Origin of the sequence: Aestuariirhabdus litorea, from assembly GCF_003864255.1 — a bacterium.
Taxonomy (GTDB): domain Bacteria; phylum Pseudomonadota; class Gammaproteobacteria; order Pseudomonadales; family Aestuariirhabdaceae; genus Aestuariirhabdus; species Aestuariirhabdus litorea.
In genome coordinates, this window is the sequence record NZ_QWEZ01000002.1 from 956,667 (window position 1) to 981,227 (window position 24,561).

The window sequence follows — 24,561 nt, forward strand, 5'->3', positions numbered from 1 at the left end:
CAATCGTTGTCGGGCGATAGTTGTATGAAAATTTTACGACAGTGGCGCTTCCGGATTCCGGTCGCCGCCGCCCTATCCCTGGTGCCCAGTCTTTAAGGTTTTATATCTCATTGTTTTTGAAGATAAAAATATGGATGCCGCAGGGGATTCCCCCAGTGGATGGGGTCGGGTGCAAGCGGATCCAAAAGGAGAGAAAATGATTAGAATTCGTCCAGCGGTTGAGGCGGATGTGGACACGATTCTGCGTTTTATTGTCGAACTGGCGCGCTATGAAAAGGCGGAGCATGAGGTGAAAACCGATGCCGAGGGGATTCGTCGTTCGCTGTTTGCCGAGGGCTCTCCCGCCAGCGCCCTGATCTGCGAGCGCGACGGGCGTGCGATCGGTTATGCGGTCTATTTCTATAACTACTCCACCTGGCTTGGGCGCAAGGGTCTCTATCTGGAGGACCTCTATATCACCCCCGAAGAGCGCGGCGGCGGCGCCGGCAAGGGGTTGTTGCAACAGCTGGCAAGAATGGCGGTTGAACAGGGTTGCGGGCGCTTCGAATGGAGTGTGCTCGACTGGAATGAACCCGCCATCGGCTTTTACAAGAGTCTGGGCGCCGAACCTCAGGATGAGTGGGTGATCTACCGGCTTACCGGTGAGGCCCTCAAGCGATTCGCCGCCGGCTAGCGATCGGCGAATCGGAGGGAGCGGTTACTGCTCCACAAAGGCGCGTTCGATCACATAGTGGGCGGCCTCGCCGTGGCGCGATTCCCGAAAGCCCATACTATCGAGAATGCCGCAGAACTCCTTCAGCATGCTGGGGCTTCCGCACAGCATGAAACGGTCGTTCTCGGGACTGACCGCAGGAAGGCCCAGCTCGGAGGAGAGCTTACCGCTCACCAGCAGGTCGGTCAGGCGACCGTTATGGCGATACTTCTCCCGAGTGACCGTGGGGTAGTAGAGCAGCTTCTCCCTGACCAACTCTCCCAGGTATTCATGGTTGGGCAGCTCCTCGGTGATCATTTGCTGGTAGGCCAGTTCCGACACGTAGCGAACGCCGTGGGTGAGGATGACACGGTCAAAGTTCTCGTAGATCTCCGGGTCCTTGATGATGCTCAGGAAGGGCGCCAGTCCAGTGCCGGTGCTGAGCAGGTAGAGGTTGCGGCCCGGCAGCAGATGGTCCTGCACCAGGGTCCCGGTGGGTTTGCGGCTCATGACGATCTCATCGCCCACGCTGAGGTTTTGCAGGCGCGAGGTGAGGGGGCCATCGGGTACCTTGATGCTGAAAAACTCCAGCTCCTCCTCATGGTTGGCGCTGGCAATGCTGTAGGCGCGCATCAGGGGTTTCCCCTCCAGCTCAAGGCCGATCATGATGAAGTGGCCGTTTTTGAACCTCAGCCCCGGGCTGCGGGTGGTTTTAAAGCTGAACAGGGTGTTATTCCAGTGCTGTACATCGGTGACCTGTTCGCGAAGCAGTGCGCTCATAAAGGGGATTCCTGACGCTGTTCATAAGATGTAAAGCACTATAGTCTTGGTTTCCTAAATCGGTAAAATGGGTATTATCGATAAAACTAATCGGAAAACTAGATAATGAGGTACAGCTTTCGCCAGTTGGAGGTGTTTTTGGCGGCCGCCCATACGGAAAACATCACACGCGCGGCCGAACGACTCTCCATGTCCCAGTCGGCGGCCAGCAGTGCGTTGCGCGAACTGGAGCAGCAGTTTGATATCCAGCTCTTCGACCGGGTGGGTAAACGGCTACAGCTGAACGAGCTGGGCCGCCTGCTGCGTCCCCAGGCGGAGGCATTGCTGGAGCAGGCCTCTGAACTGGAGCAGGCGCTGGCTCAGCACCGCACTCCGGGGGCGCTGCACGTCGGCGCTACCCTGACCATCGGTAATTACCTGGCGGTGGGGATCATGTCTCGCTATATGGGCGAGCAGGCGGGGGCGCGGGTGGCGCTGGAGGTGGCCAATACCTCCCAGGTGGTGCAGCGGGTGCTTAACTACGAGTTGGATATAGGACTGATTGAGGGCGAGCTGTATCACCCTGACCTGGAGATTATCCCCTGGCGCGAGGATCACCTGGTGGCCTTTTGCGCCCCTGAACATCGGCTGGCGCGAGTGGGGGTCCTGGATGAGCGGGCGTTGCGTGAAACCCCCTGGATTTTGCGTGAGCCCGGCTCCGGTACCCGCCAGACTTTTGAGCGGGCGCTCCATGGTCTGGTGTCGGAGCTGGATGTGCGCCTTGAACTGCAGCACACCGAAGCGATCAAGCGCGCAGTGGAAGCGGGGCTGGGAGTCGGATGCTTGTCGAGGGTGGCGCTAAGGGATGCCTTCCGGCGGGGAACCCTGGTCCCGTTGGCGGTTCCTGGACGTGATTTTTCGCGCCACTTCTACTTTATTTTGCACCGCAGCAAGTATCGAAGTGCGGGTATCTCCCGCTGGATCCAGCTCTGTCAGGAGTACCCTGAGCTACTCTAATCCTGCTCAGGGACCTGCTTTTGGTAGTGGTGCCATCGCTCGCCCAGAGCCTGGTCGGTGGATGCCTTGAACGCCAGCAGCGGTGCCGGCTGGGACGGCTCGATCTCCTGCTGCTGATCGGTGGAGTTGGCACTCTCATGCAGCCAAAGGCTAAGCGTTTCGTCACCCAGTCCAGAGCGACGCAGGGCATCCAGCGTGGTGTTGGATACCTTGAGCGCACCGCTAGTGCCCGCTTTGTCGGCGGGCACTCATTCTCCATCATTGTCGGCAGTTTGATGGCCAGAGCCTGGAGAGGCTGCGGGGTCTTCTTGCCCTGTTCAACCTAAAGCAGCTCTCGGGTTGTTTAAACGAATCCGGCTCGGATGTGGATCAAGCATAGGATTTTATATTATCAGTAAGCGATTGCCTGCTGCTCCAGCAGTTCTCGTAGGGGGAAAGGCTGCCCGTTCAACGTTAAAGCCCCTTCCCTAAGTTCCCCTTTCAGCTGCAGCTGGTTACCGTTACGGGTCAGTAGCCCCTGCTTCAGGTAGAGCTCCATCGTGCCACCCAGAGGGCTCGCTTCAAATACCCGTTCATCGGCGCGCACCAGCAGGTCCGCATCCACGGCATCGAGCAGTAGCAACGGATCCTGGATATCCAGCAGGTGCTGCCCATCGGGTACCCCCCGATAAAGCAGGTTGAGGTCGGTGACCAGTATCCCGCCATAGGCTTCAATGTGGAGCGTCTGATCGAGGCGGAGGCCAGGCTGGAAGGTGCGACTGATCAGGGCGCGTACCTCCTGCTCCATACTGTCGGAGGGCTCGGCCAGAGGTTGGTTGACCTGCAGGGCAAGATCACTCCAGAGCTCCAACGCACCGGGATCGAGGTGGGAGAGCTCAAACCCATAGCTGGCCGCCTGCAGGGGGGGCGGATCAATCGACTCGATGGCGATCCGCTCCTCCAGGTTGAGTTTGCCGTCAATCATCCGCTGGGCGGTGGTGAGGGTCAGCCCCCGGAGCGTCAGGTTAAGCTGAGGGGCGCTGATCTTAAGTTGCTCCAGTCGCATAAAAAAATCACCCACAACCAGCGGGGATGTGAGGGTCTGGAAATCAAAGTCTCCACTGCCCTGGCTGAGTTCGAGAGAGCTGCCGTCGCTCTGGATGCTGAGCGGGTTGAGACTGATGGTTCCCGTTGAACGCTCCTCCAGCAGGTTGGCCTCGATGGTAAATCCGGCTCCGCCAAAATCGAGTTGCCCCTCCGGTACCTGGTAGCGGAAGGGGGCGATACGGGCATTGGAGTGAAGTACCTGGTCGAAGCCGACCCGGCTGGAAGCGGTCGCCAGCTGCTCGCCCAGGGTCTCCTGTAAAAAGCGCATGAGCGCTTCGGGTCCTCGTTGCAATGACAGTCTGTCTGAGGAGGCGTACAGGCCGATCGATAGCCCCTCCTGCGTTCGCAGAATGGGGCCATGGGAGAGTTCTGACTCCACCAGGACCGCAACGGGGGTGTCCATCGGTGATGCCCCCTGTAGGTCAAAGGTTAAGGTGGCGTGGCTACTGAAAAGGCCTCTCTGAAACTGGTGCTGGAGATGAGCAATGCCCAGGTAGTCGGCCTGCTGCTCGAGTCGGGCAACCTCACGCTGGTAGAGCTTTTCAGCCTCGGTGCCAACCAGGTAAGGGGTGGCAGCGGTGGCGCCTGCCAGCAGGAGTGCCAGCACCAAAAGAGTCCTTTTCATGTTAAATCCTTTGCAACGGTTCGGGGCCGCATGGGCGGAGAGTCTGCATCATAACCGGCGGGTGCGGCGCAACCAATACGGGAGTGGCCGGCTGTTGAGGAGTGTGACGCGGTTAGTCTGCCCGCAGGGCAATGCGCCGGGCTTTGGGTAACCCCTTAACGACCAGCTCGAAGGAGAGATCGAACAGGCGCATCAGCTCACCCCGTGGCACCGATCCGTCGAGGGTGATGGTGTTCCAGTGTTTCTTGTTCATGTGGTAGCCGGGTTGGATGGCATCGAACAGATCTCGCAGCGCGAGGGATTGCATCGGCTCACATTTGAGGTTGATGCGTAAAGGGTTCTGGTCGGGGTCGAACAGGGCAAATACTTTTTCGGCGACCTTAAACACCCGCACCTGAGGGCCGAAGGGGTAGTCCACATAGGCCCCCGGTTTGGCGAGCAGGTAGTTGGTTACCTCGGTAGACGTTTGCATGCTGACTCTGGCCTCGTGAACGGAGTGGCACCTGGGCAGGGGCATTGACTCCAAGGGTAGCCGGGGGCGGTGATGGGGAGCAAGTTTGCAGGAGCGAGCTACACTTTCGGAGCGGTGTTAAGCGATCGAAAAGGGCGTTATTTAGGGGAGCCCCAGCAGGTTCGTTGAGTGCGGGCCGAAGCCGAATCATGGAAAAGGTGATGTACATCATCCATTTGAGGCTGGCGTAGGTGCATGATGGGGCTTTCTCGGGCATGGAGGGCTGGAGCGAGTATGAATCACATAGAAGCGGATGTGTTGGTTATTGGTGCGGGTGGCGGTGGGCTAAGGGCGGCCATTGCGATCGCCGAGAGCGCCCCCGACCTGAGTGTTGCCTTGATCTCGAAAGTCTACCCGATGCGCAGCCATACGGTAGCGGCCGAAGGGGGCGCGGCCGGGGTGGTGCAAGACCATGACAGTTTCGAATACCACTTTAACGATACGGTGTCCGGTGCCGACTGGCTGGCGGACCAGGATGTGGTGGAGTTTTTTGTCGAGCAGTGTCCCAAGGAGATGCTGCGGCTAGAGCACTGGGGGTGCCCCTGGAGCCGGCGCGAGGATGGCCGGATCAACGTACGAGCCTTTGGCGGGATGAAGATAGAGCGCACCTGGTTTGCCGCTGACAAGACCGGCTTCCACATTTTGCATACGCTCTTCCAGACCTCCATCAAGTATCCGTCAATCAAGCGTTTTGATGAGTATTTTTGCACCGACCTGCTGGTGGATGAGGGCCGGGTTCAGGGGGTGTTGGCGGTTGATATTGCCAACGGTACCTTTACCCGTTTTCTCGGGCGTTCGGTGGTCATGGCCACCGGCGGGGCTGGCCGGGTGTACCGCTTCAATACCAATGGCGGTATTGTCACCGGTGATGGTATGGCGCTCGCCTACCGGGCCGGAGCGCCGCTGCGGGATATGGAGTTTGTGCAGTACCACCCAACTGGCTTGCCCGGTACCGGAATACTGATGACCGAGGGGTGCCGTGGTGAGGGGGGAATTCTCACCAATCGCGACGGTTACCGCTATCTGCAGGACTATGAGTTGGGACCTGAAACGCCGATCGGCCAGCCCCGTAACAAGACCATGGAGCTGGGGCCGCGGGATCGCCTGAGCCAGGCCTTCTGGCACGAAGAGCAGAAGGGGCGGGTGATCGAAACCTCTCGCGGTACCGCGGTTAACCTGGACCTGCGTCACCTGGGTGCCCAGAAGATCAATGAACGACTGCCCTTTATCCGCGAGCTGGCCAGCGCCTATCTGGGCATCGACCCCGTCAAGGAGCCGATCCCGGTGCGGCCAACGGTGCACTACACCATGGGGGGGATTGGCACCGATATCCGTGCGCAAACCCAGCTTCCCGGCCTCTATGCTGTGGGCGAATGCGCCAGCTCGGGGCTGCATGGAGCGAACCGGTTAGGGTCGAACTCCCTGGCCGAGCTTTGCGTGATGGGACGGGTGGCCGGTGAGCAGGCCGCCCGGCATGCAAGGGATTCCGGGGCCGTTGATAAGGCACGCATAACCGCCCTGTCCGAGGCGAAAGCCGAGCGGTGGATGGCCCTTCGAACCCAAAAAGGCAGCGAAAACCCCGCTCATATCCGGCGTGACCTTGCGGATACGATGGAGGCCGGGGTGGGTATTTACCGGAGCCAGGAGGGAGTACAGAAAACCTGTGATGCCATTGCTGAGCTTAAACAGCGCTATGAAAAAATAGGCCTTAATGATGGCAGCTCGGTCTTTAATACGGAGTGGCTGTATGCCATTGAGCTCGGCTTTTTGCTGGATATTGGCGAGGTTATGTCACATTCCGCGCTAATGCGCAAAGAGTCGAGGGGGTCGCATCAGCGGCTGGACGAGTTCAATACACGGGATGATGTGAACTATCTTAAGCACTCCCTGGCTTACCGGCAGCAGGACACAGGCCCGCTTATCAAATACCAGGATGTAGTGATCACCAAATCGGCGCCGGCAGCGCGTCTGTACGGGGAGGCTGCTGAGCGCAAGGAGTCAGCGCAGGAGGGCAAAGATGGCCAATAACAAATCAATGAGCCTAAGCGTTCAACGCTATCGGCCTGAGCTGGATGCTGAGCCCTGGTGGCAGGAGTTTAGCGTGCCCTATAACGAGGACACGTCGGTTCTTGAAGCGCTTCAGTTTATCAAGGACGAGCTGGATTCAAGCCTGAGCTTTCGCTGGTCTTGCCGAATGGCGATCTGTGGAAGCTGCGGCTTTATGGTGAACGATGTCCCCAGACTCGGGTGCAAGACCTTTTTGCGGGATTACTCGTCGCTGAGGATTGCTGCACTGGATAACTTTCCCATTGAGCGGGACCTGGTGGCCGATATCGCCAGCTTTGTCGGCAAGCTCGAAGAGGTCAAACCCTATCTTTTCCGCCATGACCCTAAAGAGATGGATACCTCGGTGCCGGTGGAGGAGGAGTATCTGCAAACACCGCAGCAGGTGTCGCTGTATAAGCAGTTTTCCCAGTGCATCAATTGCGGGCTGTGCTATGCGGCTTGTCCGCAGTTTGGGCGCAACCCGGAGTTCCTGGGTCCTGCGGCCCTGACCCTGGCGTATCGCTATCTGCGAGACTCGCGGGATCAGGGTGAGGAGGAGCGGATGCCGATGCTTAACTCGGAGCAGGGAGTATGGAGCTGCACCTTCGTTGGCTATTGCTCGGAAGTCTGTCCCAAACATGTTGACCCGGCAGCGGCGATCAATCAGGGCAAGGCGATGAGTGCGCTGGACTACGTTAAGCAGGTGTTACCGAAGGGAGGTGACCAATGATCTCTGAGCACAATACCAACGCGGTGAACCGGCGGCCCTATGTGCGCAAACAATCGGCAGGATGGTGGCTCGATAAACAGTACTATTTCCTGTACATGCTGCGCGAGGGAACGTCCCTGGTACTGGCTGTCTACGCCATTATGCTGGCGACAGGGGTGATGCGCCTGATTCAGGGGCCGTTGGCCTGGCAGGGCTGGGTCGAGACCGTGACCAGCTCGCTGGCGATCCCTTTGCACCTGCTGATGCTGGTGGCCCTGTTTTACCATACCCTGACCTGGTTTCGCCTGGCTCCGCGTATTGTGGTGATTCGGGTGGGCGGTAAGGCGCTCGACCCTGTACTGGTTGAGCGTGGCCACTGGGTGGCCTGTGTCGTAACCACCCTGTTGCTGATGTTGTTGTGGGGAGGTGCACAATGAAATCGAATTACGTGCGTTCAAACGAGCCTATCGTCTGGAGCCTGTTCGGCGCCGGCGGCATGGTTGCGGCCTTTTTGCTGCCTGCTGTGGTGCTGATGTTAGGGGTGGCGACACCGCTGGGCTGGGTCAGTGCTGATGTGATCAGTTATCACAATGTGATGCTGTTTGCGTCATCCTGGCTGGGTAAGCTGCTGCTGATGGTGGTGATCTGCCTACCGCTCTATCACGCGGCCCACCGCATTCACCACGGCCTGGTGGATCTGCACCTGCATTTGCCCCATACGCTGTCGCTATTGATCTTCTATGGGGGTAGCACCCTGGTCACCCTGGCGGTGGGCTATTGGCTGCTGCTTATCTAGGCTGCTTTCAAAGCTTGCAGCTGCTGCACCGGAGCGGTTGATGTGAAGCTGGATATCAACGAGCTGGTCCGCAAAAGCGGGGAGGGGGAGTCCCTGTTGGCAACGGTGGTTGATGGCAATGGCCGGGTTGAGGTGCACCAGTCGGACAGGGTGCGATGGCTGTATGTGGGTGATAACTCGCTGCTATCGTTGATGAGCCTGGCATTTCCTGAGCGCATTGAGCTGGCCTATCAGGTGGCGATGCTGGGTGCGCTGGCGGTGCGGCCCTTACCGGGGCGCGTACTGGACCTGGGGCTGGGGGGCGGTGCCTTCGCCCGCTTTTTCCAGCGTTGGTTTCCCGATGCCCGGATGCTTTCCGTCGAGCGCAGCCCGGTTATGGTCGACCTCGCGCGTCGCTATTTTGGGTTGCCTGAGAGCTCTGAGGTGGAGGTGTGCTCTGCCGAAAGTTTTATTGAAAAGGATAAGCGGAACTGGGATCTGGTGCTCTGTGACCTGTTTGAGGGGGAGTGCCAGAGCCCGCTACTCGAGCAGAGAAGCTTTTATCGTGGCCTCGCGTGCCGGCTGGCGCCGGGTGGGGTGTTGGCGATCAACCTGATGCCAAAAACCAATGCCCAACTGTTCTCGGTGCTGCTTACCCTGCGCAGCTTCCTGCCCCATATAGCCCTCATTGAGGTGCCAGGCTGCGGCAATATCGTATTGCTCGCGTCTCGAGAGGGGTTTTCTCCTGCGGAGGATAGCCCGCTTAAAGGGTTGCCGGCAGAGGTGGAGGCAGAGCTCTGTGCTCAGCTTGACCGCCTACAGTTCATACCGCTGCCTGGTGTATGAGTATTTCTTGAAAATGACTAATGCTCGTAATACTCGTAAGCCTCGAAACGTTTGGCAACCCGGCTTTCCTGTGCCAGGGTAATGTTGTCCTGGTGAACCAGCACCTTGTTGTGTGCATTGACCGCAGGGCTGACCAGATCATTATCAAAGCTCCCCAGGTAGCGGGGTATGCCGCTGTTGGGTTCGTAGATAATTCCGGTCACCCCGGGTACATCGGGAATGGCCACCAGGCAGTAACAGCCATGATCCGCCTCAAACAGCCCGGTAAAGGACTCGTGGTCGAACGCGGACATGTAAGCCGTCTGGTAGAGCGAGAGGTAGCGCCCATTCTCCATGCACATCAATGGCAGGGTGGCGACTACGCTTTTTTCGGGTGCGCGTTTGAAGCGTCGAATGTGGCGCTCGGCCTGTTTGATGTCGCGGAAATGGCCCAGGTGGTAATAGGTGTGCTCGCGAGCCGCGGTCTGGTCCTGGGCGATGGCCGCAATGTAGCGCCAGCGGGGGTTGAAACCCACCTCGGCCACCACGGTGTGAAACTGATCGTCCTGATCGTCCCTTAGGAAACGGTGCTCGACGTAGAGAGGGCGGCTGTTGCCATCCTCGTCGATCTGCTCAACGTTGATCTGGTCAATACCCCAGACTTCGACAGGTGACAGCGGCATAACGTGACTCCCCTGTTGCGGTTGGCCTCAGTTTTAGAATACATAAAATATTGAGGAGGGGAAGGAAAAACGAACCTGGGCGGGAAAAAAGTGGCTGCTAATTAATTGTTTTGTAAAGAGATTGCAGTTTTTTTCTCAGGGGTGATTTATCAGTATATGCCGCTGGCCGGGCAGGTCAAGGGTGGCCGGGAAGAGGTCCGGGACTGTTCCGAGGACCTCTACGCCGGTTTCAGGCGCCGGGGTGAGAGACCTCGACGATCAGGTCGTCCGCGAGGGATTCCAGGGTCTCGGTCAGGGTGTCGATATCAACGTCGGTGGGTACCTGAAGTCGAGCCTGGGCCCGGAACAGCATGTCACTGCTGTGGGGGGCGGGGGTGCACTCGGTGGAGAGCTCCTCGACGTTGATGTGCTGCCTGGCCAGCAGCTGCGACACCTCACGCACGATACCGGGCCGGTCGTTTCCGACCAGGTTAAGTAGCAGCGCCCGTGTCGCGGGAGCTGACTCATCAACGGCCTGTTCGACGATGACTTTCATGCCACGGGTCTGCAGCGCTTCCAGCGCCTCTTGCAGGGAGCTGGAGTGGGGCTCACTGACACTGATCCGCAGGATTCCGGCGAACTTGCCCGCCATCTGTGCCATGCGGCTTTCCAGCCAGTTACCCTGGTTGTCGACCACGGTTTGGGCGAGGGAGTCAACCAGGCCGGGCTGGTCGTCGGCGATAATGGAAACTACCAGATCTGTGGACAATGTGATTTCCTCCTTGTAGGAGAGTTAATTATAGGTCGCCCCGGGGCGACAAAGTAAAGCTGCGATTGATGGGGATGGCTCCACAGAGCGTATAATAGCCCACCTTTTTTCTTGATCTCCTGCCCGCAAAAATCAGTTAAGGGCTCTGGAGGGGAGTGATGTATGAATTTTAATCTGCTGCGCCTTAAACCCAAAGCTGAGCGTCGCCTGAGCGCGGGGCATCTGTGGATCTACAGTAACGAGGTCGACACCAAGGCCACCCCGCTTACCCGCTTTGAAGCGGGCGAGCAGGTGGTGGTGGAAACGGCATCGGGCAAGCCGCTGGGGGTTGCCTATGTCAACCCCAACACCCTCATCTGTGGCCGCATGGTCAGCCGGGACCTCAAGCACGGGCTGAATAAATCCCTGCTGGTGCACCGCATCCAGCGGGCCCTGTCACTGAGGGAGCGGGCCTTCGAAGACCCCTGCTATCGCCTGGTTTACGGTGACAGTGACGGGCTGCCTGGGTTGGTGGTGGACCGCTTTAACGACCTGCTGGTGGTGCAGATCGCCACGGCCGGTATGGAGCGGGTGCGGGACGAGGTGGTCACGGCGCTGCAACAGGTGCTCAACCCGGCCGCCATCGTGTTGAAGAACAGCGGCCAGTTGCGCCGTCCGGAGGCCCTTGATGAGTACACTGAGGTGGTGGTCGGTGAGGTGACGGGCCCGGTTCCCCTGCGGGAAAACGGGGTTAACTTCCTGGCCCCGGTGCTGGATGGGCAAAAGACCGGTTGGTTTTACGACCACCGCATGAGTCGTGCCCGACTCCAGCACTACGCCCGTGGCCAGCGGGTATTGGACCTGTTCAGCTATATCGGCGGCTGGGGGGTGCAAGCGGCGGCGGCTGGAGCTGAGGAGGTGGTCTGTGTGGATGCTTCGGCGTCGGCGCTGGAGTATGTGCACGAAAATGCCCGTCTCAATGGCCTGGAGGAGCGTGTCTCCACATTGCAGGGGGATGCCTTTGCGGCCCTTAAGCAGTTGCGCGAAGAGCAGCAGCGGTTTGACCTGATTGTGGTGGACCCGCCCGCCTTTATCAAAAGGCGCAAGGATATCAAGGCCGGTGAGCAGGCCTACCGTCGCATCAATGAGCAGGCGATGCGACTATTATCCCGCGACGGAGTGATGGTGTCGGCCTCCTGCTCAATGCATCTGCAGCGCGACAACCTGGTGGATATCCTGCGACTTTCGAGTCGCCATCTGGACCGCCAGTTGCAAATCATTGAGCAGGGGCACCAGGGTGCAGACCACCCGATTCATCCGTCCATCCCGGAAACCGAATACCTGAAGGCGATTTTCTGTCGGGTTTGTCTCGCCTGATAGATCGGCGGCCCAGGCACTGTTTTGGGCCGTGCGCCAATTAAGGGGGCGTCGATTCTGTAAGAAATCTTCGTCGTTCACAGGCGCTGCCAAAGTGAACGTGCTCCACTTTAGTGCTTTGTTGAGAGCTGATCACCATCTGCTCCCCTCATGGGCTGGGGTGGTTGCATTATGGGGCACGATGCTGTTTGATATTTTTAATAGCCCTGCGGGCCTTTTTTGTTTTGAAGGCTCCATAACTCTAAAGGCGGGACCACCCGCAGCGAAGGATTGAATGTCGGACGCGAATGATCGTTACGTCAGCTTTCAGGACGTACAGAAGACCTATGACGGCGAAAACCTGGTGGTCAAGGGTTTCAACCTTGATATCAAAAAGGGTGAGTTTGTCACCATGCTGGGCCCATCGGGTTCCGGGAAAACCACCTGCCTGATGATGCTTGCGGGCTTCGAAACCCCTACCCACGGCGAAATCTTTATCAACGGGTCTGCTGTTAACCGCATCGCCCCCCATAAGCGCAACATCGGCATGATGTTCCAGAACTATGCGCTGTTTCCCCATATGACGATCGCTGAAAACCTGGCGTATCCCCTGCAGGTGCGCAAACTGTCGCGGGCGGATATCGAGGAGAAGGTCAAGCGAGCGCTGGATATGGTGGAATTGAGCGGGTTTGAGCAGCGCCGGCCGAAGCAGCTTTCCGGCGGCCAGCAGCAGCGGGTGGCGCTGGCGCGGGCCCTGGTTTTTGAACCCACCCTGGTGCTGATGGATGAGCCGTTGGGGGCGCTGGATAAGCAGCTGCGGGAGCAGATGCAGTATGAGATCAAGCATATTCATGAGCGCCTGGGTGTGACGGTGGTCTATGTGACCCATGATCAGGGAGAGGCTCTGACCATGTCGGACCGCATCGCGGTCTTCAATAACGGAGTGGTGCAGCAGCTGGATACGCCCCAGGGCCTTTACGAGCGGCCTATGAACAGTTTTGTGGCGGACTTTATCGGTGAAAACAACGTGCTTTTCGGCGAGGTGGAACGCTACGAAAACGGGCGCTGTATCCTGCGGGTTAACGGTGAACCGGTAGTCGCCACGGCGGTTACCGAGCAAGCGCCCGGCTCAAAAGTGATCGTATCGATCCGGCCGGAGCGGGTAGTGCTTGATACCCAGGGCAATGGGCATGAAAACCACTTCGTGGGCCAGGTCGTGGAACGCATCTACCACGGCGATCATATTCGGGTACGGGTCGGCTTGCTCGGCCAGGGGCAGTTTATTCTCAAACTGCCCAACAATGCGGCCAACAGTGGCCTCAAAGAGGGAGATTCTGTGCAGGTGGCCTGGTCATCCAATGACGCCCGTGCACTGGATATTGTGCAGTAGTAATCGTGCTGTAACAGCGCTGCGCCGGCTGGATGGCCGAGCGCTAATCGTTCATAAAAACAAATCCTATCAATGGAGTGGGTTATGACAATGAAAAAACTGGTTACCCGATTGCCCATGGCGGTTGCCGTGGCAGCGGCTTCAATGACGGCTTCTGCCGAAGATCTCACGGTTGTCTCCTGGGGGGGCGCCTATACCGCCAGTCAGGTAGAGGCCTACCATAAGCCGTTTACCGCCCAAACAGGCACCAACATTATCTCCGAGAACTACAGCGGTGGTATCGCCGAGATCAAAGCGCAGGTAGAGGCTGGCAATGTCACCTGGGATGTCGTTGACCTCGAGAAGGCCGATGTGATCCGTGCCTGCGATGAGGGGCTGCTGGTTGAGATCAACCCCGATGACCTGCCCAAGGGCGATAACGGTGTCGCCGCGGTTGATGATTTTGTCGCCGGTGGGCTTGAGGATTGCGGTGTGGCCAACATCGTGTGGGGCAAGATCGTGGCGTTCGACGAAAGCCAGTTCTCCGGTAAGAAACCAAGCAAGCTGGTTGATTTCTTCAACCTCAAGGAGTTTCCCGGCAAGCGCGGCCTGAAGAAGACCCCCAAGGTTAACCTGGAGCGGGCGCTGATGGCCGACGGGGTAGCCGGCGGTGAGGTTTACAATGTGCTGAGCACACCAGAGGGGGTGGAGCGTGCCTTTGCCAAGCTGGATGAGATCAAAGAGCAGGTGGTGTGGTGGGAAGCCGGCTCGCAGCCCGTTCAGCTGCTGGCCGACGGTGAGGTCAGCATGACCACCGCCTACAATGGTCGTATCTACAATGCATCAGAGGTGGAGGGCAAGCCCTTCAAGATCATCTGGGACGCGCAGTTTGCCGAGCTGGACTTTTTTGCCATCGTCAAGGGCACCAAGAACCTCGACAAGGCGATGGAGTTCCTGAAGTTCTCTACCGACACCAAGCGGTTGGCGGACCAGACCAACTACATCTCCTACGCACCGGCACGTAAGTCTTCCATCGCGCTGGTCAGCGACAAGATGATGCCGCACATGGCGACCTCGCCGGAGAATTTCGCGACCGCGGTTCCCGTCGATCACGTGTGGTGGGCGGATCACCAGGACGAGCTCAATGAGCGTTTCAACGCCTGGCTGAATAAGTAAGCCCCTGTCGGCGGGGGCAATTGGCCCCCGCCGTTTTTTCCTGTGAAGAAGATCCGTTTTTATGAGCATGAGTGCCGATACGCCAGCCGATGAACAGGGGATCGACCCCCAGCTCAAGGCGCGCCTACGCAAAGCCGAGCGTTTCCTGAAGATACGCGCGTTGCTGCTGGTGGTGCCCTTGATGCTGTTTGTGCTGTTCACCTTCGTGATGCCTCTGGCCGAGATGTTATACCGCAGCGTCCACAACCCGGTGCTGGTGGAGGCGATGCCCGAGGTCGCCCGGTTGATGCAGGAGTGGGACTCCCAAGAGCTGCCCGGAGAGGAGATCTATGCCGCGGTGGGTAAGGCACTGGTTGAAGCCCGCAAGGAGAAAACCATCGGGCGCATCGCCAACCGGCTCAACTCTGAATACAGCGGTATGCGCAGCCTGCTGACCGGCAGCGCGCGCAAGCTGCAACGATACAAAGGCGATGACTACAAGAATTTTATGCTCCAGTTGGACCCTGACTGGGGCGAAGCGGAGACATGGGGTGCCTTCAAGGTTCTCAGTAGTGAGTACACGCTGACCCATTACCTCGCTGCCTTCGATATGCAATACGACAGCAAGGGCAAGATCGTGCCGCAGCCGGAAGAGCGCCAGATCTACGTGGATATGTTGCTCAAAACCCTGAAGCTGTCGCTGCTGGTGACGGTGTTCTGTGTGCTGCTGGGTTACCCCCTGGCCTACTACCTGTCGATACTGCCGCCCAGCAAGAGCAACCTGTTGATGATCCTGGTGCTGCTCCCCTTTTGGACCTCATTGCTGGTCCGTACCAGCTCCTGGATCGTGATGCTGCAGGGGCAGGGGGTGGTCAATAGCGTGCTGCTGGGGCTGGGGGTCATCGGTGAACCGCTGGATATGATGTACAACCAGATCGGCACGGTGGTGGCGATGACCCATATTCTGCTGCCCTTTATGATCCTGCCCACCTACAGCGTCATGAAGAGCATCTCGCCGGTCTATATGCGGGCCGCGCGCTCGCTGGGGGCGACCCCGGCCCATGCCTTCATGCGTGTCTATTTCCCGCAGACGGTGCCGGGGCTGAGTGCAGGCGCCATTCTGGTGTTTATCCTCTCCATTGGTTACTACATTACACCGGCGCTGGTGGGTGGGCGTACCGGGCAGATGATCAGTAACCTGATCGCCTACCATATGCAGACGTCCCTTAACTGGGGGCTGGGTGCCGCCCTCGCGGGCAGCCTGCTGGTTGTGGTGCTGGTGCTGTACTGGATCTATAACCGGCTGGTGGGAGCCAGCCAGATGAAGCTGGGGTGATAGAGTGAGTTTACCGATCCATGCTACCGCGCTTGAGCGAGTCAGTTATTACGGCCTGCGGCTGTTTTCGGCGCTGGTGCTGTTTTTCCTCATCATCCCGATCCTGGTGATTATCCCCCTCTCCTTCAATGCCGAGCCCTTTTTCACCTTCACCGAGGGGATGCTCAGGCTGGAGCCGGAGGCCTACTCGCTCCGTTGGTATCGCAATATCTGGGAAAGCCAGGAGTGGATGCTGTCGATCAAGAACAGCATGATCATCGGCGTCTGTGCCACCCTCCTGGCCATGACCCTGGGAACCCTGGCCGCACTGGGACTGAGTCAGCGCCACATGCCCTTCAAGGGGGCCATCATGGGGCTTTTGATCTCACCGATGATTGTGCCGGTGATCATCTCGGCCGCGAGTATGTACTTCTTTTTCACCAAGGTGAACCTGGCCCAGACCTACCTAGGGGTGATCATGGCCCATGCGGTTCTGGGGATTCCCTTCGTGATCATTACCGTGACCGCCACCCTGGTGGGTTTTGATGACAACCTGACCAAGGCGTCCGCCAGCCTGGGCGCGAACCCGCGGACCACTTTTTTCAAGGTCACCTTCCCGCTGATCCGCCCCGGTGTGATCTCCGGTGCCCTGTTCGCCTTCGCCACCTCCTTCGATGAGGTGGTGGTCGTGCTCTTTGTTGCGGGTACCGATCAACGAACCATTCCGCGGGAGATGTGGGCCGGGATGCGGGAGCAGCTGAGCCCCACTATCCTGGCGGTGGCTACCCTGTTGATTGTGCTGTCGGTGATGCTGCTGCTGACGGTTGAACTACTGCGGCGGCGCAGCGATCGCATCCGTGGCGTCACCGAGTAACGCTCCCAGATCGCTGGCCAGCTCATTGAACTGAGCCTGCAGCGCCGGGTCGATTTCAGGATTATCGGCAGCGGTGCCGAGGCGGGTCAGCAGCGGCTCAATGCGTTGCTGGAGTGCCGGAAGCTCCTCCTCCCCGGCCAGCAGCTGCAGCGCCTCCAGCGGTACCAGAAGGCGCTGCCGGTGACGTGTACCACTCTCCTCCTCCTGCAGCAGCAGGACCTCCTGGCCTAATTCGAGCACTCTTTCCCGCAGCCCCTCGACCAGCAGCAGGCGTTGCTGGTGGGGGTTAAAGCGCGCCAAGCTTTGGGGGAAGCTTGCCAGCTCCGGATCCCAGCGGGCCACCAAGGCCTTGAGATCGCTACTGTAGAGGGCCCCCAGCAGAGCCAGGTACTCGCGACGCCGCTGCTGGCTGCTGAAATCGCCAGCCGGTTCGGCCGCTGCGCTTAGCTCTTCCGGAGTCCGGCTGTCATCGGTGCCAAACAGCAGGGTCTCCAGTGGGTAGAGACCGACACTGCTCTCGTTGGCGGCGGTGAGCTGGTGTTGCTCCAGCAAGCTGGCACGGCTCAAGGCCAGATCCGGGCTGTTGACCAGTCCGCTGAAGGGGTGCTCCGGCAGGCTGTCGACGTAGCCGGGGCTGATGGGCCAACTGGCAATACGAGCCGACAGCGGGAAGGGATCCTCGCCAGCGGGGGTGTCCAGCGGGCCGGCATTATGGCTGAACAGCGAACAGCGCAGCCAGCTTAGATGGGCTTTCTCCCACTGCGACTGGGCCGCGGCGAGGGCCTCCGGCCCGGTCTGGTCCAGCACTGTCTCGAGGGAGGCCTGCAGTTGCTGGGCCTCAAACAGGGCAGATGCACATTGGCGGCGCGCCTGCTGCAGGTAGCGCTGGCTAAAGGAGGTCAGCCCTTCTGCAGGCGCCTCGGGAGCGGGCACCGCCGTCTGCGGCGTGGACAGTGCGGCACTGCCGGTGCCGGCGGGTGCGTCGGTGGAACTGTCACAAGCGACCAGCAGGAGCAGCCCTGCACCGGCCAGCAGCCGCTTCATGGGGCCTCCCGCAGGCTGATCAACGGCCATCCCCGCTCGATGGCAATGGCGCTAAGGCGAGCATCTGCATCCACTGCGACGGGGTTGTCGACCCGCTCCAGTAGAGGCAGGTCGTTGCAGGAGTCGCTGTAGAAATAGCTGCCCTCCAGGCTGTACGCCTTGTCGGCCAGCCACTGTTCCAGCCGCTCCACCTTACCCTCCTGGAAGCAGGGAGTACCCGAGATGTCGCCGGTGTAGCGACCATCGAGCAACTCGGGATCGGTGGCCAGCAGGTCATCGACCCCCAGCCGGCGGGCAATGGGCTCGGTGACAAAACGGTTGGTGGCGGTAATGATCAGCAGGAAGTCACCAGCCTCCCGGTGCTGCTGCAACAGTGCCTGCGCCTTGGGCAGCATCATGGGTTCGATGCAGCGCTGCATGAACTCCTGGTGCAGCGCGGCCAGCTCCTCCAGGCTGTGTTGGGTGAGGGGGCGCAGCGCGAAGCTCAGGAACTCGTGGATGTCGAGGGTGCCATTGAGGTAGTGCTGGTAAAAGCGGTCATTGGCCTGCTTGTATTCGGTCGCATCAACCACCCCTTTGTTCACCAGGAATTCACCCCAGGAGTGGTCGCTGTCGCCCCCCAGCAGCGTGTTATCGAGATCAAATATTGCCAGTGCCACCGCCTACCTCTCAGTCTATGGGCCCTTGTTGGCGAGCTATGATAGTGACTTTTTCGGGAATATACAGGCGCCGTGCGGCGACGATTGCCGATAATGTGGCAGTTGTGGAACAATGGAGCGAGTTAACCGTTTGTTTCTCACCGATTTTTAAGGAGCTAGCGCTTTGATCGATGCAGATGGCTTCAGGCCTAACGTCGGCATTATCCTCGCCAACCCCCAGGGTCAGGTACTCTGGGCAAAGCGCATTGGCCAGGATGCGTGGCAGTTCCCCCAAGGGGGGATCAACGACAGCGAAAGCTCAGAACAGGCGCTTTTCCGGGAGCTGAACGAAGAGGTCGGGCTGGGGGAAAAGGATGTTAATATTATCGCCTGTACCCGCGGCTGGTTGCGTTACCGGTTACCCAAGCGCCTGGTGCGGCGCAATTCGCACCCGATCTGCGTCGGCCAGAAGCAGAAATGGTTTTTGCTGCAGCTGACCGGGGAGGAGAGCGCGGTGGATGTGGCTAGCGGCCACAGCCCCGAGTTCGACCACTGGCGTTGGGTCAGTTACTGGTATCCACTGGGGCAGGTGGTCTCCTTCAAGCGCGATGTGTACCGGCGGGCGTTGAAGGAGCTGGCTCCCAAACTGGCACGTATCCAGGCCCCGCCGGGTTAACCCCTCAATCGATCAAGGAGACCCCCCCCTTAAATGCTTAACGTACTGCGCGTGATTGTCCAGAAGGTAAACGCTGCCAAAGACCTCCAGGCGGCGCTGGAGATCATCGTGCACGAGGTCAGGGTGGCGATGAAGACCGAGGTGTGCTCGGTGTTCCTCTATGACAACGATGAAAACTGCTACACCCTGATGGCCTCCGAGGGGCTTAACCAGTCCGCTATCGGCATGAAGCTGCTGCGTTCGGAGGGGTTGGTGGGGCAGGTGGGGCTGCGAGAGGAGCCGATTAACCTCCAGGATGCCGCCTCGCATCCAAAATACCGCTACCTCAAGGAATCGGGAGAGGAGCGTTTTCACGCTTTTCTCGGGGTTCCCATTATTCATCACCGCGCCATTTTGGGGGTGCTGGTGGTTCAGCAGCAGGAGGTTCGCTTCTTTGATGAGACGGAGGAGTCCTTCCTGGTCACCATGTCGGCGCAGCTGGCGGCCGTTATTGCCCATGCCGAGGCCTCCGGCTCCCTGACCCGGCAGGAGACCGGGCGCGCCACCAAGGATACCCGCTTTGCCGGTGTGGCCGGCGCTCCCGGAGTGGCGATTGGCGAGGCGGTGGTGCTCTCGCCACCTGCCTACCTGAGTGCGGTTCCGGACCGCCCCGCCGAAGATATCAAGCTGGAGGTCAAACGGCTGCGGCGAGCCCTCAAGGCGGTTCGCAAAGACCTCAAGCACACGGCCAAAAAACTGGCCGCCAGCCTGCCACCGGAGGAGATTGCCCTGTTTGATGTCTATCGGGGGATGCTCGATGACAACGCCATCGGCGCCGAGGTGCGAACGATAATCGAGCAGGGGCAGTGGGCCCAGGGCGCGTTGCGGCAGGTGATCGAGGAGCACGTCAAAACCTTCGAAATGATGGAGGACCCCTACCTGAGCGAGCGCGCCACCGATGTGCGTGACCTCGGGCGCCGGGTGCTCTCCCACCTGCAGCAGGATGATAACGTTGAGGAGGTGGTCTACCCCGACCAGTGTGTGCTGATCGCCGAGGAGCTGACACCGGCAATGCTGGGCGAGGTGCCGAGGGACAAGCTGGTGGGCATGGTGTCGGTCAAAGGCTCCGGCAACTCCCATGTGGCCATTCTGGCCCGTGCCATGGGGGTGCCCACCGTGATGGGGGCGGTTGACCTGCCCTTTACCCGCATCAGCGGCATTGAACTGATCATCGATGGCAACCTGGGGCGGGTCTACCCCTCCCCCTCGGTGGAGCTGCGGGGCTACTACCAGGAGGTGGTCGACCAGGAGCGCGAGTTCGTGGCCGGGCTGGAGGTGTTGCGGGACAAACCCTGCATCACCACCGACGAGACCCGTGTGTCTCTGTGGGTCAACACCGGCCTGATGACCGATGTGGCCCGTTCCCTCGACCGGGGCGCCGAGGGGGTGGGGCTCTATCGCACCGAAGTACCCTTCATGATTCGTGAGCGCTTCCCCAGCGAAAAGGAGCAGCAGGAGATCTACCGCGAGCAGCTGCAGGCCTTCGCCCCCTTTCCGGTGACAATGCGTACCCTCGATATCGGTGGTGACAAGGCCCTCAGCTATTTTCCCATCAAGGAGGACAACCCCTTTCTCGGCTGGCGGGGGATCCGCGTTACCCTGGATCACCCGGAGATCTTCCTGGTGCAGGTGCGCGCCATGATCAAGGCAAGCCTGGGGCTCAACAACCTGCGCATCATGCTGCCCATGGTCTGCAACGTGGCCGAGGTGGAGGAGGCGCTACACCTTATCCACCGTGCCCATGGTGAGGTGGTGAGCGAGGGGATGGATGTCAAATTGCCGCCGGTGGGGGTGATGATCGAGGTACCGGCGGCGGTCTACCTGGTGCGGGATTTTGCGCGCCGGGTCGATTTCCTGTCGATCGGTACCAATGACCTGACCCAGTACCTGCTGGCGGTGGACCGTAACAACCCGCGGGTGGCAGAGCTCTACCACTCCTTCCATCCAGCGGTATTGGCGGCGCTGGGCTCCATTGTTCGCGATGCCCATGCCGAGGGAGCCGCAGTCAGTATTTGTGGCGAGATGGCGGGTGATCCGGCCGCCGCGGTGCTGCTGGTGGCCATGGGTTACGATGTGCTGTCGATGAACGCCACCAATCTGCCGCGCATCAAGTGGGTACTGCGTAATATCAGCGCCCAGTGGGCCCGGGAGCTGTTGGAAAAGGTCGTTACCATGGATAACGCCTTTGTGATCCAGAGTACGATGGAGCTGGAGATGCGCAAGGCAGGACTGGGCAAGGTGATGGTGAGCGCCCGCGCCAGCCAGGACTAGAGGGTCGCCCGGCACCCGGTCCGGCAACGGCTTACCAGCGCCGTACCCGCCCGGTATCCAGGTGAATGAAGCCCTGTTCGGGGTAGTAGCCGACACCGCCGCGCCCCAGTTCAATGGCCGCCCTGCGAACCGCCTTCAATGAGCTGCCCGGCAGCACGATGTCCACCGCTTGCGCTTTGCTGTGCAGGCTGTGGTCCGACACATTGAACCCCTGCTCCCGTAACCGGCGGTTGGTGGCCGGTGTGCGGTAGGCCGAGATCACCTGGATTTCACTGAAGTTGTCGAGGCGTTGCTGCAAGCGGAAGAGCAGGTCCAGCAGTCGTGGGTCGACGGCCATGCTGACGCCGTTGTGGAAGTCCCGCAGCAGATAGCTGAAGTCATTAAGGCTATCGCTCAGGTACTGCCCCTGCTCCCAGAAAGGCTGGCTGAGCCGTTCGCCGGTGTAGGGGTTATGCAGTTTCAGGTGGCGCGGCAGCTCGCTGCTGGTAACGGCCAGGGAGGGGGTGGCCCAGGCAGGCGCGGCCAGGCAGGCAGCTCCGGCGGTGAGGGCGTGGAGAAGGGTGCGACGATTCACTTCGAGTCTCTTGTACTGCAGATTACTGAAGGTGGCGGAAAAGCCGCGCATTATGCCCGCCCTGGCCTAAGGGGTACAGGAATTATGCGTCGTGCTGCCAGGGTCGCTCGAAGCGCAGGCTGTGGTGGTTGCTATCGAGGGCGATGCCGCGGGAGCCGAAGTGCTGCTCCTGCAGACTGGTCTGACCATTGGCCTCGATAATCAGGCTGGTGGCGGTACGGGTGCCGTAGTGCTCGCTTTCAATAAAGCAGCTGCTGAGCAGTCGCTCCCAGCCCAGCCCGATACCGGTATCGGGTAGCGCGGCATCTTCCGGTTTTGCTGGGTCGCGCAGGAGCTGCTGCAGCCGGCTGTGGTTGTGGGCACCATCGAGCCGCTGTTTGGCGGCGACCAGCTTCGGCCAGGGGGTGTCCAGCAGGTGGTTGCTGAGGCCGTAACGACCGGCCGCAAGGCGGCGAATCCGGTTTTCCCGGTTGGAAAAGTAGAACAGCCCCTGCGGGTCACCGAGCAGCAGGTTGAAGCCGGGGTACTGGTCGGCCTCCGGCTCGAGCTGTCGAAGGTAGTCGAGGGCCCCCAGCTCCCCCTTGAGGAACTCAGCTGTCAGCCGTCCCCGCGAGCGGGGCGCCTCGCGGGCGGGCACCTCGCGGAAATTGGTAACGGCGGCGAAGTGACCCTGTTCACTGACCCCCAGCCAGGTACCCCCTTTCTCAATGTCTCGCCCGGCCAGCAGGTGTGGTGCCTCCTCCCAGCGGTGGGCCATCTGGCTGGGGCGTCGGTAGAACTCATCCCGGTTGGCAGCCAGGCGCAAGAGCTGGCGGCTATCGGGATGGTAGTCAAATACGATCAGGCACACAGCGTTCGGGTCTCTTGGCTGAAATGAAGCGCGTTGCGCCACTGGGCAGCAGGCGATGATTACGGGATAATGGCGGCTTTATGCGTAGCGGACAAGTCCGTTGTGGCCGGTCGGCCGATGCCGACGACGAGTAAGGAGCCTCCTGTGATCCCATACCCCCATATTGATCCGGTCGCGGTGGCGATAGGGCCCTTCAAGGTCCACTGGTACGGATTGATGTACCTGGTTGGCTTTGTCGGTGGCTGGTGGCTGGGGCAGTGGCGGGCCCGGCGCTCCGGTGGCCTCTGGCAGGCGGAGCAGGTGGGGGACCTGGTGTTCTATATCGCCATGGGGGTGATCCTGGGAGGGCGCTGCGGTTACGTACTCTTCTACAATTTCGACTACTTCCTGCAAGACCCCCTCTGGCTGTTCGCGATCTGGGAGGGGGGGATGTCGTTCCACGGCGGTCTGCTGGGGGTACTGATCGCGATGCTCCTTTACGGTCGGCGGGTCGGGAAAAGCTTTTTCCAGCTCACCGATTTTATCGCCCCGCTGGTGCCGATTGGGCTCGGAGCGGGGCGGATCGGCAACTTTATCGGTGGCGAACTCTGGGGGCGTGCCGCAGAGGTACCCTGGGCGATGGTGTTTCCCCGCGACCCCCTGCAGCTGGCGCGGCATCCCTCGCAGCTGTACCAGTTTGCCCTCGAGGGGGTGGTATTGTTTCTGGTGCTCTGGTGGTTCTCCTCCCGTCCGAGACCGCGGATGGCGGTGTCGGGGCTGTTCCTGGTCTGTTATGGCAGCTTCCGCATCCTGGTGGAGTTCTTCCGTGAGCCCGATACCCAGCTCGGGTTTATCGCCTTCGACTGGATGACCATGGGGCAGCTGCTGTCGTTGCCGATGGTGCTGGTGGGGGCCGCTTTGATGCTCTGGGGGTACCGTCGCTACCCGCTGGAGGCGGGGATCAATCGCGACGATGCTTTATGGCTGGAGCAGCAGGTCGCCAGGGAACCGGGCCGCTCCACTTCCACCCAACGAAAGAGAAAGGGCAAACGATGAAACAGTATCTTGACCTGATGCGCACCGTGAAAGAGCAGGGCGTGTTCAAGGGTGATCGCACCGGTACCGGTACCTACAGCATTTTCGGCCACCAGATGCGTTTTGACCTTGCCCAGGGTTTCCCTCTGGTGACCACCAAGAAGTGCCACCTCAAGTCGATCGTCCATGAACTGCTGTGGTTCCTCGCCGGTGATACCAACATTGATTACCTCAAGCGCAACGGCGTCAGCATCTGGGATGAGTGGGCCACCGAGAGCGGCGAGCTGGGCCCCGTGTATGGCAAACAGTGGCGCTCCTGGGAGGGGCCAAACGGCGAGGTGATTGACCAGATCAGCGAGCTGGTCAACGAGATTCGCAACAACCCCACCTCCCGTCGCCTGGTGGTCAGCGCCTGGAATCCGGTGGTGCTTCCGGACGTCAGCCTCTCCCCCCGGGAGAACGCCGCCCAGGGCAAGCAGGCGCTTCCCCCCTGCCACTGCCTGTTCCAGTTCTACGTCAGCGAGGGCAAGCTCTCCTGCCAGCTCTACCAGCGCAGCGCTGATATCTTTCTTGGGGTGCCCTTCAATATCGCCTCCTACTCACTGCTGACCCTGATGCTGGCGCAGGTGTGCGATCTGCAGCCCGGTGAGTTTATCCATACCTTCGGCGATGCCCACCTCTACTCCAACCACATGGAGCAGGTAGAGCTGCAGCTCTCCAGGGAGCCGCTGCAGCTGCCGACCCTGCGCATCAACCCCGAGGTGAAGGACCTGTTTGCTTTTTGCTTTGAGGATTTCGAACTGGTGGGTTACCAGAGCCATCCCCATATCAAGGCGCCAGTGGCGGTCTAGTGAAGATCACCGATCACTTTTAGTGGTCGGTGGATTAGGATAGCATTTGGGGTTTGGTCGCGAACGCGACGGGTTCGGTCG

26 protein-coding genes are annotated in these 24,561 nt (G+C 60.0%); 16 read left to right on the top strand and 10 right to left on the bottom strand.

Going from position 1 to position 24,561, the window contains the following annotated elements:
- Positions 1–196 precede the first annotated feature (196 nt).
- Positions 197–673, top strand: a complete 477-nt coding sequence (locus D0544_RS14585; protein WP_125017399.1) for a GNAT family N-acetyltransferase — start codon at positions 197–199, stop codon at positions 671–673.
- A gap of 24 nt (positions 674–697) precedes the next feature.
- Here D0544_RS14585 and D0544_RS14590 read toward each other — a convergent pair whose 3' ends face one another.
- Positions 698–1,471, bottom strand: coding sequence for a ferredoxin--NADP reductase (locus D0544_RS14590; RefSeq protein WP_125017401.1), 774 nt, complete (start codon positions 1,469–1,471; stop codon positions 698–700).
- Positions 1,472–1,576: 105 nt separating this feature from the next.
- Between D0544_RS14590 and D0544_RS14595 the strand changes: the two genes are divergently transcribed.
- Complete coding sequence (locus D0544_RS14595) at positions 1,577–2,467, top strand: LysR family transcriptional regulator (protein WP_125017403.1); 891 nt, start codon at positions 1,577–1,579, stop codon at positions 2,465–2,467.
- Here D0544_RS14595 and D0544_RS14600 read toward each other — a convergent pair.
- From D0544_RS14600 to D0544_RS14610, 3 genes are all read right to left on the bottom strand, one after another.
- A complete protein-coding gene (locus D0544_RS14600; RefSeq protein ID WP_125017405.1) occupies positions 2,464–2,715 on the bottom strand; it encodes a hypothetical protein in 252 nt (83 codons plus the stop codon). The genes D0544_RS14595 and D0544_RS14600 overlap by 4 nt on opposite strands.
- A gap of 143 nt (positions 2,716–2,858) precedes the next feature.
- Positions 2,859–4,178, bottom strand: a complete 1,320-nt coding sequence (locus D0544_RS14605; RefSeq protein WP_125017407.1) for a DUF945 family protein — start codon at positions 4,176–4,178, stop codon at positions 2,859–2,861.
- Between the two features lie 112 nt (positions 4,179–4,290).
- Positions 4,291–4,650 (bottom strand): MmcQ/YjbR family DNA-binding protein, encoded by a 360-nt coding sequence (locus tag D0544_RS14610; RefSeq protein WP_125017409.1) that lies wholly within the window; start codon positions 4,648–4,650, stop codon positions 4,291–4,293.
- 273 nt (positions 4,651–4,923) lie between these two features.
- Here D0544_RS14610 and frdA point away from each other — a divergent pair, with 273 nt between their 5' ends.
- The 5 genes from frdA to D0544_RS14635 are packed head-to-tail and all read left to right on the top strand — an operon-like array spanning position 4,924 to position 9,065.
- Entirely contained in the window at positions 4,924–6,717 is a 1,794-nt protein-coding gene (frdA, locus tag D0544_RS14615) for a fumarate reductase (quinol) flavoprotein subunit (protein ID WP_125017411.1), read from the top strand.
- Entirely contained in the window at positions 6,707–7,465 is a 759-nt protein-coding gene (locus D0544_RS14620; RefSeq protein WP_125017413.1) for a succinate dehydrogenase/fumarate reductase iron-sulfur subunit, read from the top strand. Before frdA ends, D0544_RS14620 begins: the two co-directional genes overlap by 11 nt.
- Complete coding sequence (locus tag D0544_RS14625; protein WP_125017415.1) at positions 7,462–7,881, top strand: fumarate reductase subunit C; 420 nt, start codon at positions 7,462–7,464, stop codon at positions 7,879–7,881. The genes D0544_RS14620 and D0544_RS14625 overlap by 4 nt, the downstream gene beginning before the upstream one ends.
- Positions 7,878–8,240 carry a fumarate reductase subunit FrdD gene (frdD, locus tag D0544_RS14630; RefSeq protein ID WP_125017417.1) on the top strand — a complete coding sequence of 121 codons (363 nt, stop codon included), beginning with the start codon at positions 7,878–7,880 and terminating at the stop codon, positions 8,238–8,240. The genes D0544_RS14625 and frdD overlap by 4 nt, the downstream gene beginning before the upstream one ends.
- A gap of 42 nt (positions 8,241–8,282) precedes the next feature.
- Positions 8,283–9,065 carry a methyltransferase domain-containing protein gene (locus tag D0544_RS14635; RefSeq protein WP_125017419.1) on the top strand — a complete coding sequence of 261 codons (783 nt, stop codon included), beginning with the start codon at positions 8,283–8,285 and terminating at the stop codon, positions 9,063–9,065.
- Between the two features lie 17 nt (positions 9,066–9,082).
- Here the strand turns inward: D0544_RS14635 and D0544_RS14640 are convergent, their stop codons facing one another.
- Together D0544_RS14640 and D0544_RS14645 are read right to left on the bottom strand one after the other, a co-directional pair.
- On the bottom strand, positions 9,083–9,727 hold the full coding sequence (locus tag D0544_RS14640; protein WP_125017422.1) for a hypothetical protein: 645 nt from the start codon (positions 9,725–9,727) through the stop codon (positions 9,083–9,085).
- 229 nt (positions 9,728–9,956) lie between these two features.
- The gene (locus D0544_RS14645; protein ID WP_207905895.1) at positions 9,957–10,475 is read right to left on the bottom strand and encodes a glycine cleavage system transcriptional repressor; all 519 of its coding nucleotides are present in this window, start codon (positions 10,473–10,475) and stop codon (positions 9,957–9,959) included.
- Positions 10,476–10,637: 162 nt separating this feature from the next.
- On the opposite strand from D0544_RS14645, the gene D0544_RS14650 reads away from it, so the two are divergent.
- From D0544_RS14650 to D0544_RS14670, 5 genes are all read left to right on the top strand, one after another.
- Positions 10,638–11,831: a class I SAM-dependent rRNA methyltransferase gene (locus tag D0544_RS14650; protein ID WP_125017424.1), complete on the top strand. Its 1,194-nt coding sequence runs from the start codon at positions 10,638–10,640 to the stop codon at positions 11,829–11,831.
- A gap of 274 nt (positions 11,832–12,105) precedes the next feature.
- On the top strand, positions 12,106–13,200 hold the full coding sequence (locus D0544_RS14655; RefSeq protein WP_125017426.1) for an ABC transporter ATP-binding protein: 1,095 nt from the start codon (positions 12,106–12,108) through the stop codon (positions 13,198–13,200).
- Positions 13,201–13,284: 84 nt separating this feature from the next.
- Positions 13,285–14,355 (top strand): ABC transporter substrate-binding protein, encoded by a 1,071-nt coding sequence (locus D0544_RS14660; RefSeq protein ID WP_243647349.1) that lies wholly within the window; start codon positions 13,285–13,287, stop codon positions 14,353–14,355.
- A gap of 61 nt (positions 14,356–14,416) precedes the next feature.
- Positions 14,417–15,670, top strand: coding sequence for an ABC transporter permease (locus D0544_RS14665; RefSeq protein WP_125017428.1), 1,254 nt, complete (start codon positions 14,417–14,419; stop codon positions 15,668–15,670).
- Between the two features lie 4 nt (positions 15,671–15,674).
- Positions 15,675–16,523, top strand: a complete 849-nt coding sequence (locus tag D0544_RS14670) for an ABC transporter permease (RefSeq protein ID WP_125017430.1) — start codon at positions 15,675–15,677, stop codon at positions 16,521–16,523.
- Here the strand turns inward: D0544_RS14670 and D0544_RS14675 are convergent.
- Together D0544_RS14675 and D0544_RS14680 are read right to left on the bottom strand one after the other, a co-directional pair.
- Positions 16,479–17,567, bottom strand: a complete 1,089-nt coding sequence (locus D0544_RS14675) for an imelysin family protein (protein ID WP_164880943.1) — start codon at positions 17,565–17,567, stop codon at positions 16,479–16,481. The two genes, D0544_RS14670 and D0544_RS14675, sit on opposite strands and share 45 nt — an antisense overlap.
- Positions 17,564–18,226, bottom strand: coding sequence for a histidinol-phosphatase (locus D0544_RS14680; RefSeq protein WP_125017434.1), 663 nt, complete (start codon positions 18,224–18,226; stop codon positions 17,564–17,566). The genes D0544_RS14675 and D0544_RS14680 overlap by 4 nt, the downstream gene beginning before the upstream one ends.
- Positions 18,227–18,389: 163 nt before the next feature.
- Between D0544_RS14680 and rppH the strand changes: the two genes are divergently transcribed.
- Positions 18,390–18,881 carry an RNA pyrophosphohydrolase gene (gene rppH / locus D0544_RS14685; protein ID WP_125017436.1) on the top strand — a complete coding sequence of 164 codons (492 nt, stop codon included), beginning with the start codon at positions 18,390–18,392 and terminating at the stop codon, positions 18,879–18,881.
- Positions 18,882–18,914: 33 nt separating this feature from the next.
- Entirely contained in the window at positions 18,915–21,191 is a 2,277-nt protein-coding gene (ptsP, locus tag D0544_RS14690; protein ID WP_125017438.1) for a phosphoenolpyruvate--protein phosphotransferase, read from the top strand.
- A 31-nt stretch (positions 21,192–21,222) separates the two neighbouring features.
- On the opposite strand, the gene D0544_RS14695 is transcribed toward ptsP, so the two are convergent.
- Positions 21,223–21,816: a YcbK family protein gene (locus D0544_RS14695; RefSeq protein ID WP_125017440.1), complete on the bottom strand. Its 594-nt coding sequence runs from the start codon at positions 21,814–21,816 to the stop codon at positions 21,223–21,225.
- Positions 21,817–21,847: 31 nt separating this feature from the next.
- The gene (locus D0544_RS14700; RefSeq protein ID WP_125017442.1) at positions 21,848–22,615 is read right to left on the bottom strand and encodes an NRDE family protein; all 768 of its coding nucleotides are present in this window, start codon (positions 22,613–22,615) and stop codon (positions 21,848–21,850) included.
- A 144-nt stretch (positions 22,616–22,759) separates the two neighbouring features.
- On the opposite strand from D0544_RS14700, the gene lgt reads away from it, so the two are divergent.
- Positions 22,760–23,650: a prolipoprotein diacylglyceryl transferase gene (gene lgt / locus D0544_RS14705; RefSeq protein WP_125017444.1), complete on the top strand. Its 891-nt coding sequence runs from the start codon at positions 22,760–22,762 to the stop codon at positions 23,648–23,650.
- Positions 23,647–24,480: a thymidylate synthase gene (locus tag D0544_RS14710; RefSeq protein ID WP_125017446.1), complete on the top strand. Its 834-nt coding sequence runs from the start codon at positions 23,647–23,649 to the stop codon at positions 24,478–24,480. The genes lgt and D0544_RS14710 overlap by 4 nt, the downstream gene beginning before the upstream one ends.
- The last annotated feature ends 81 nt before the right edge of the window (positions 24,481–24,561 follow it).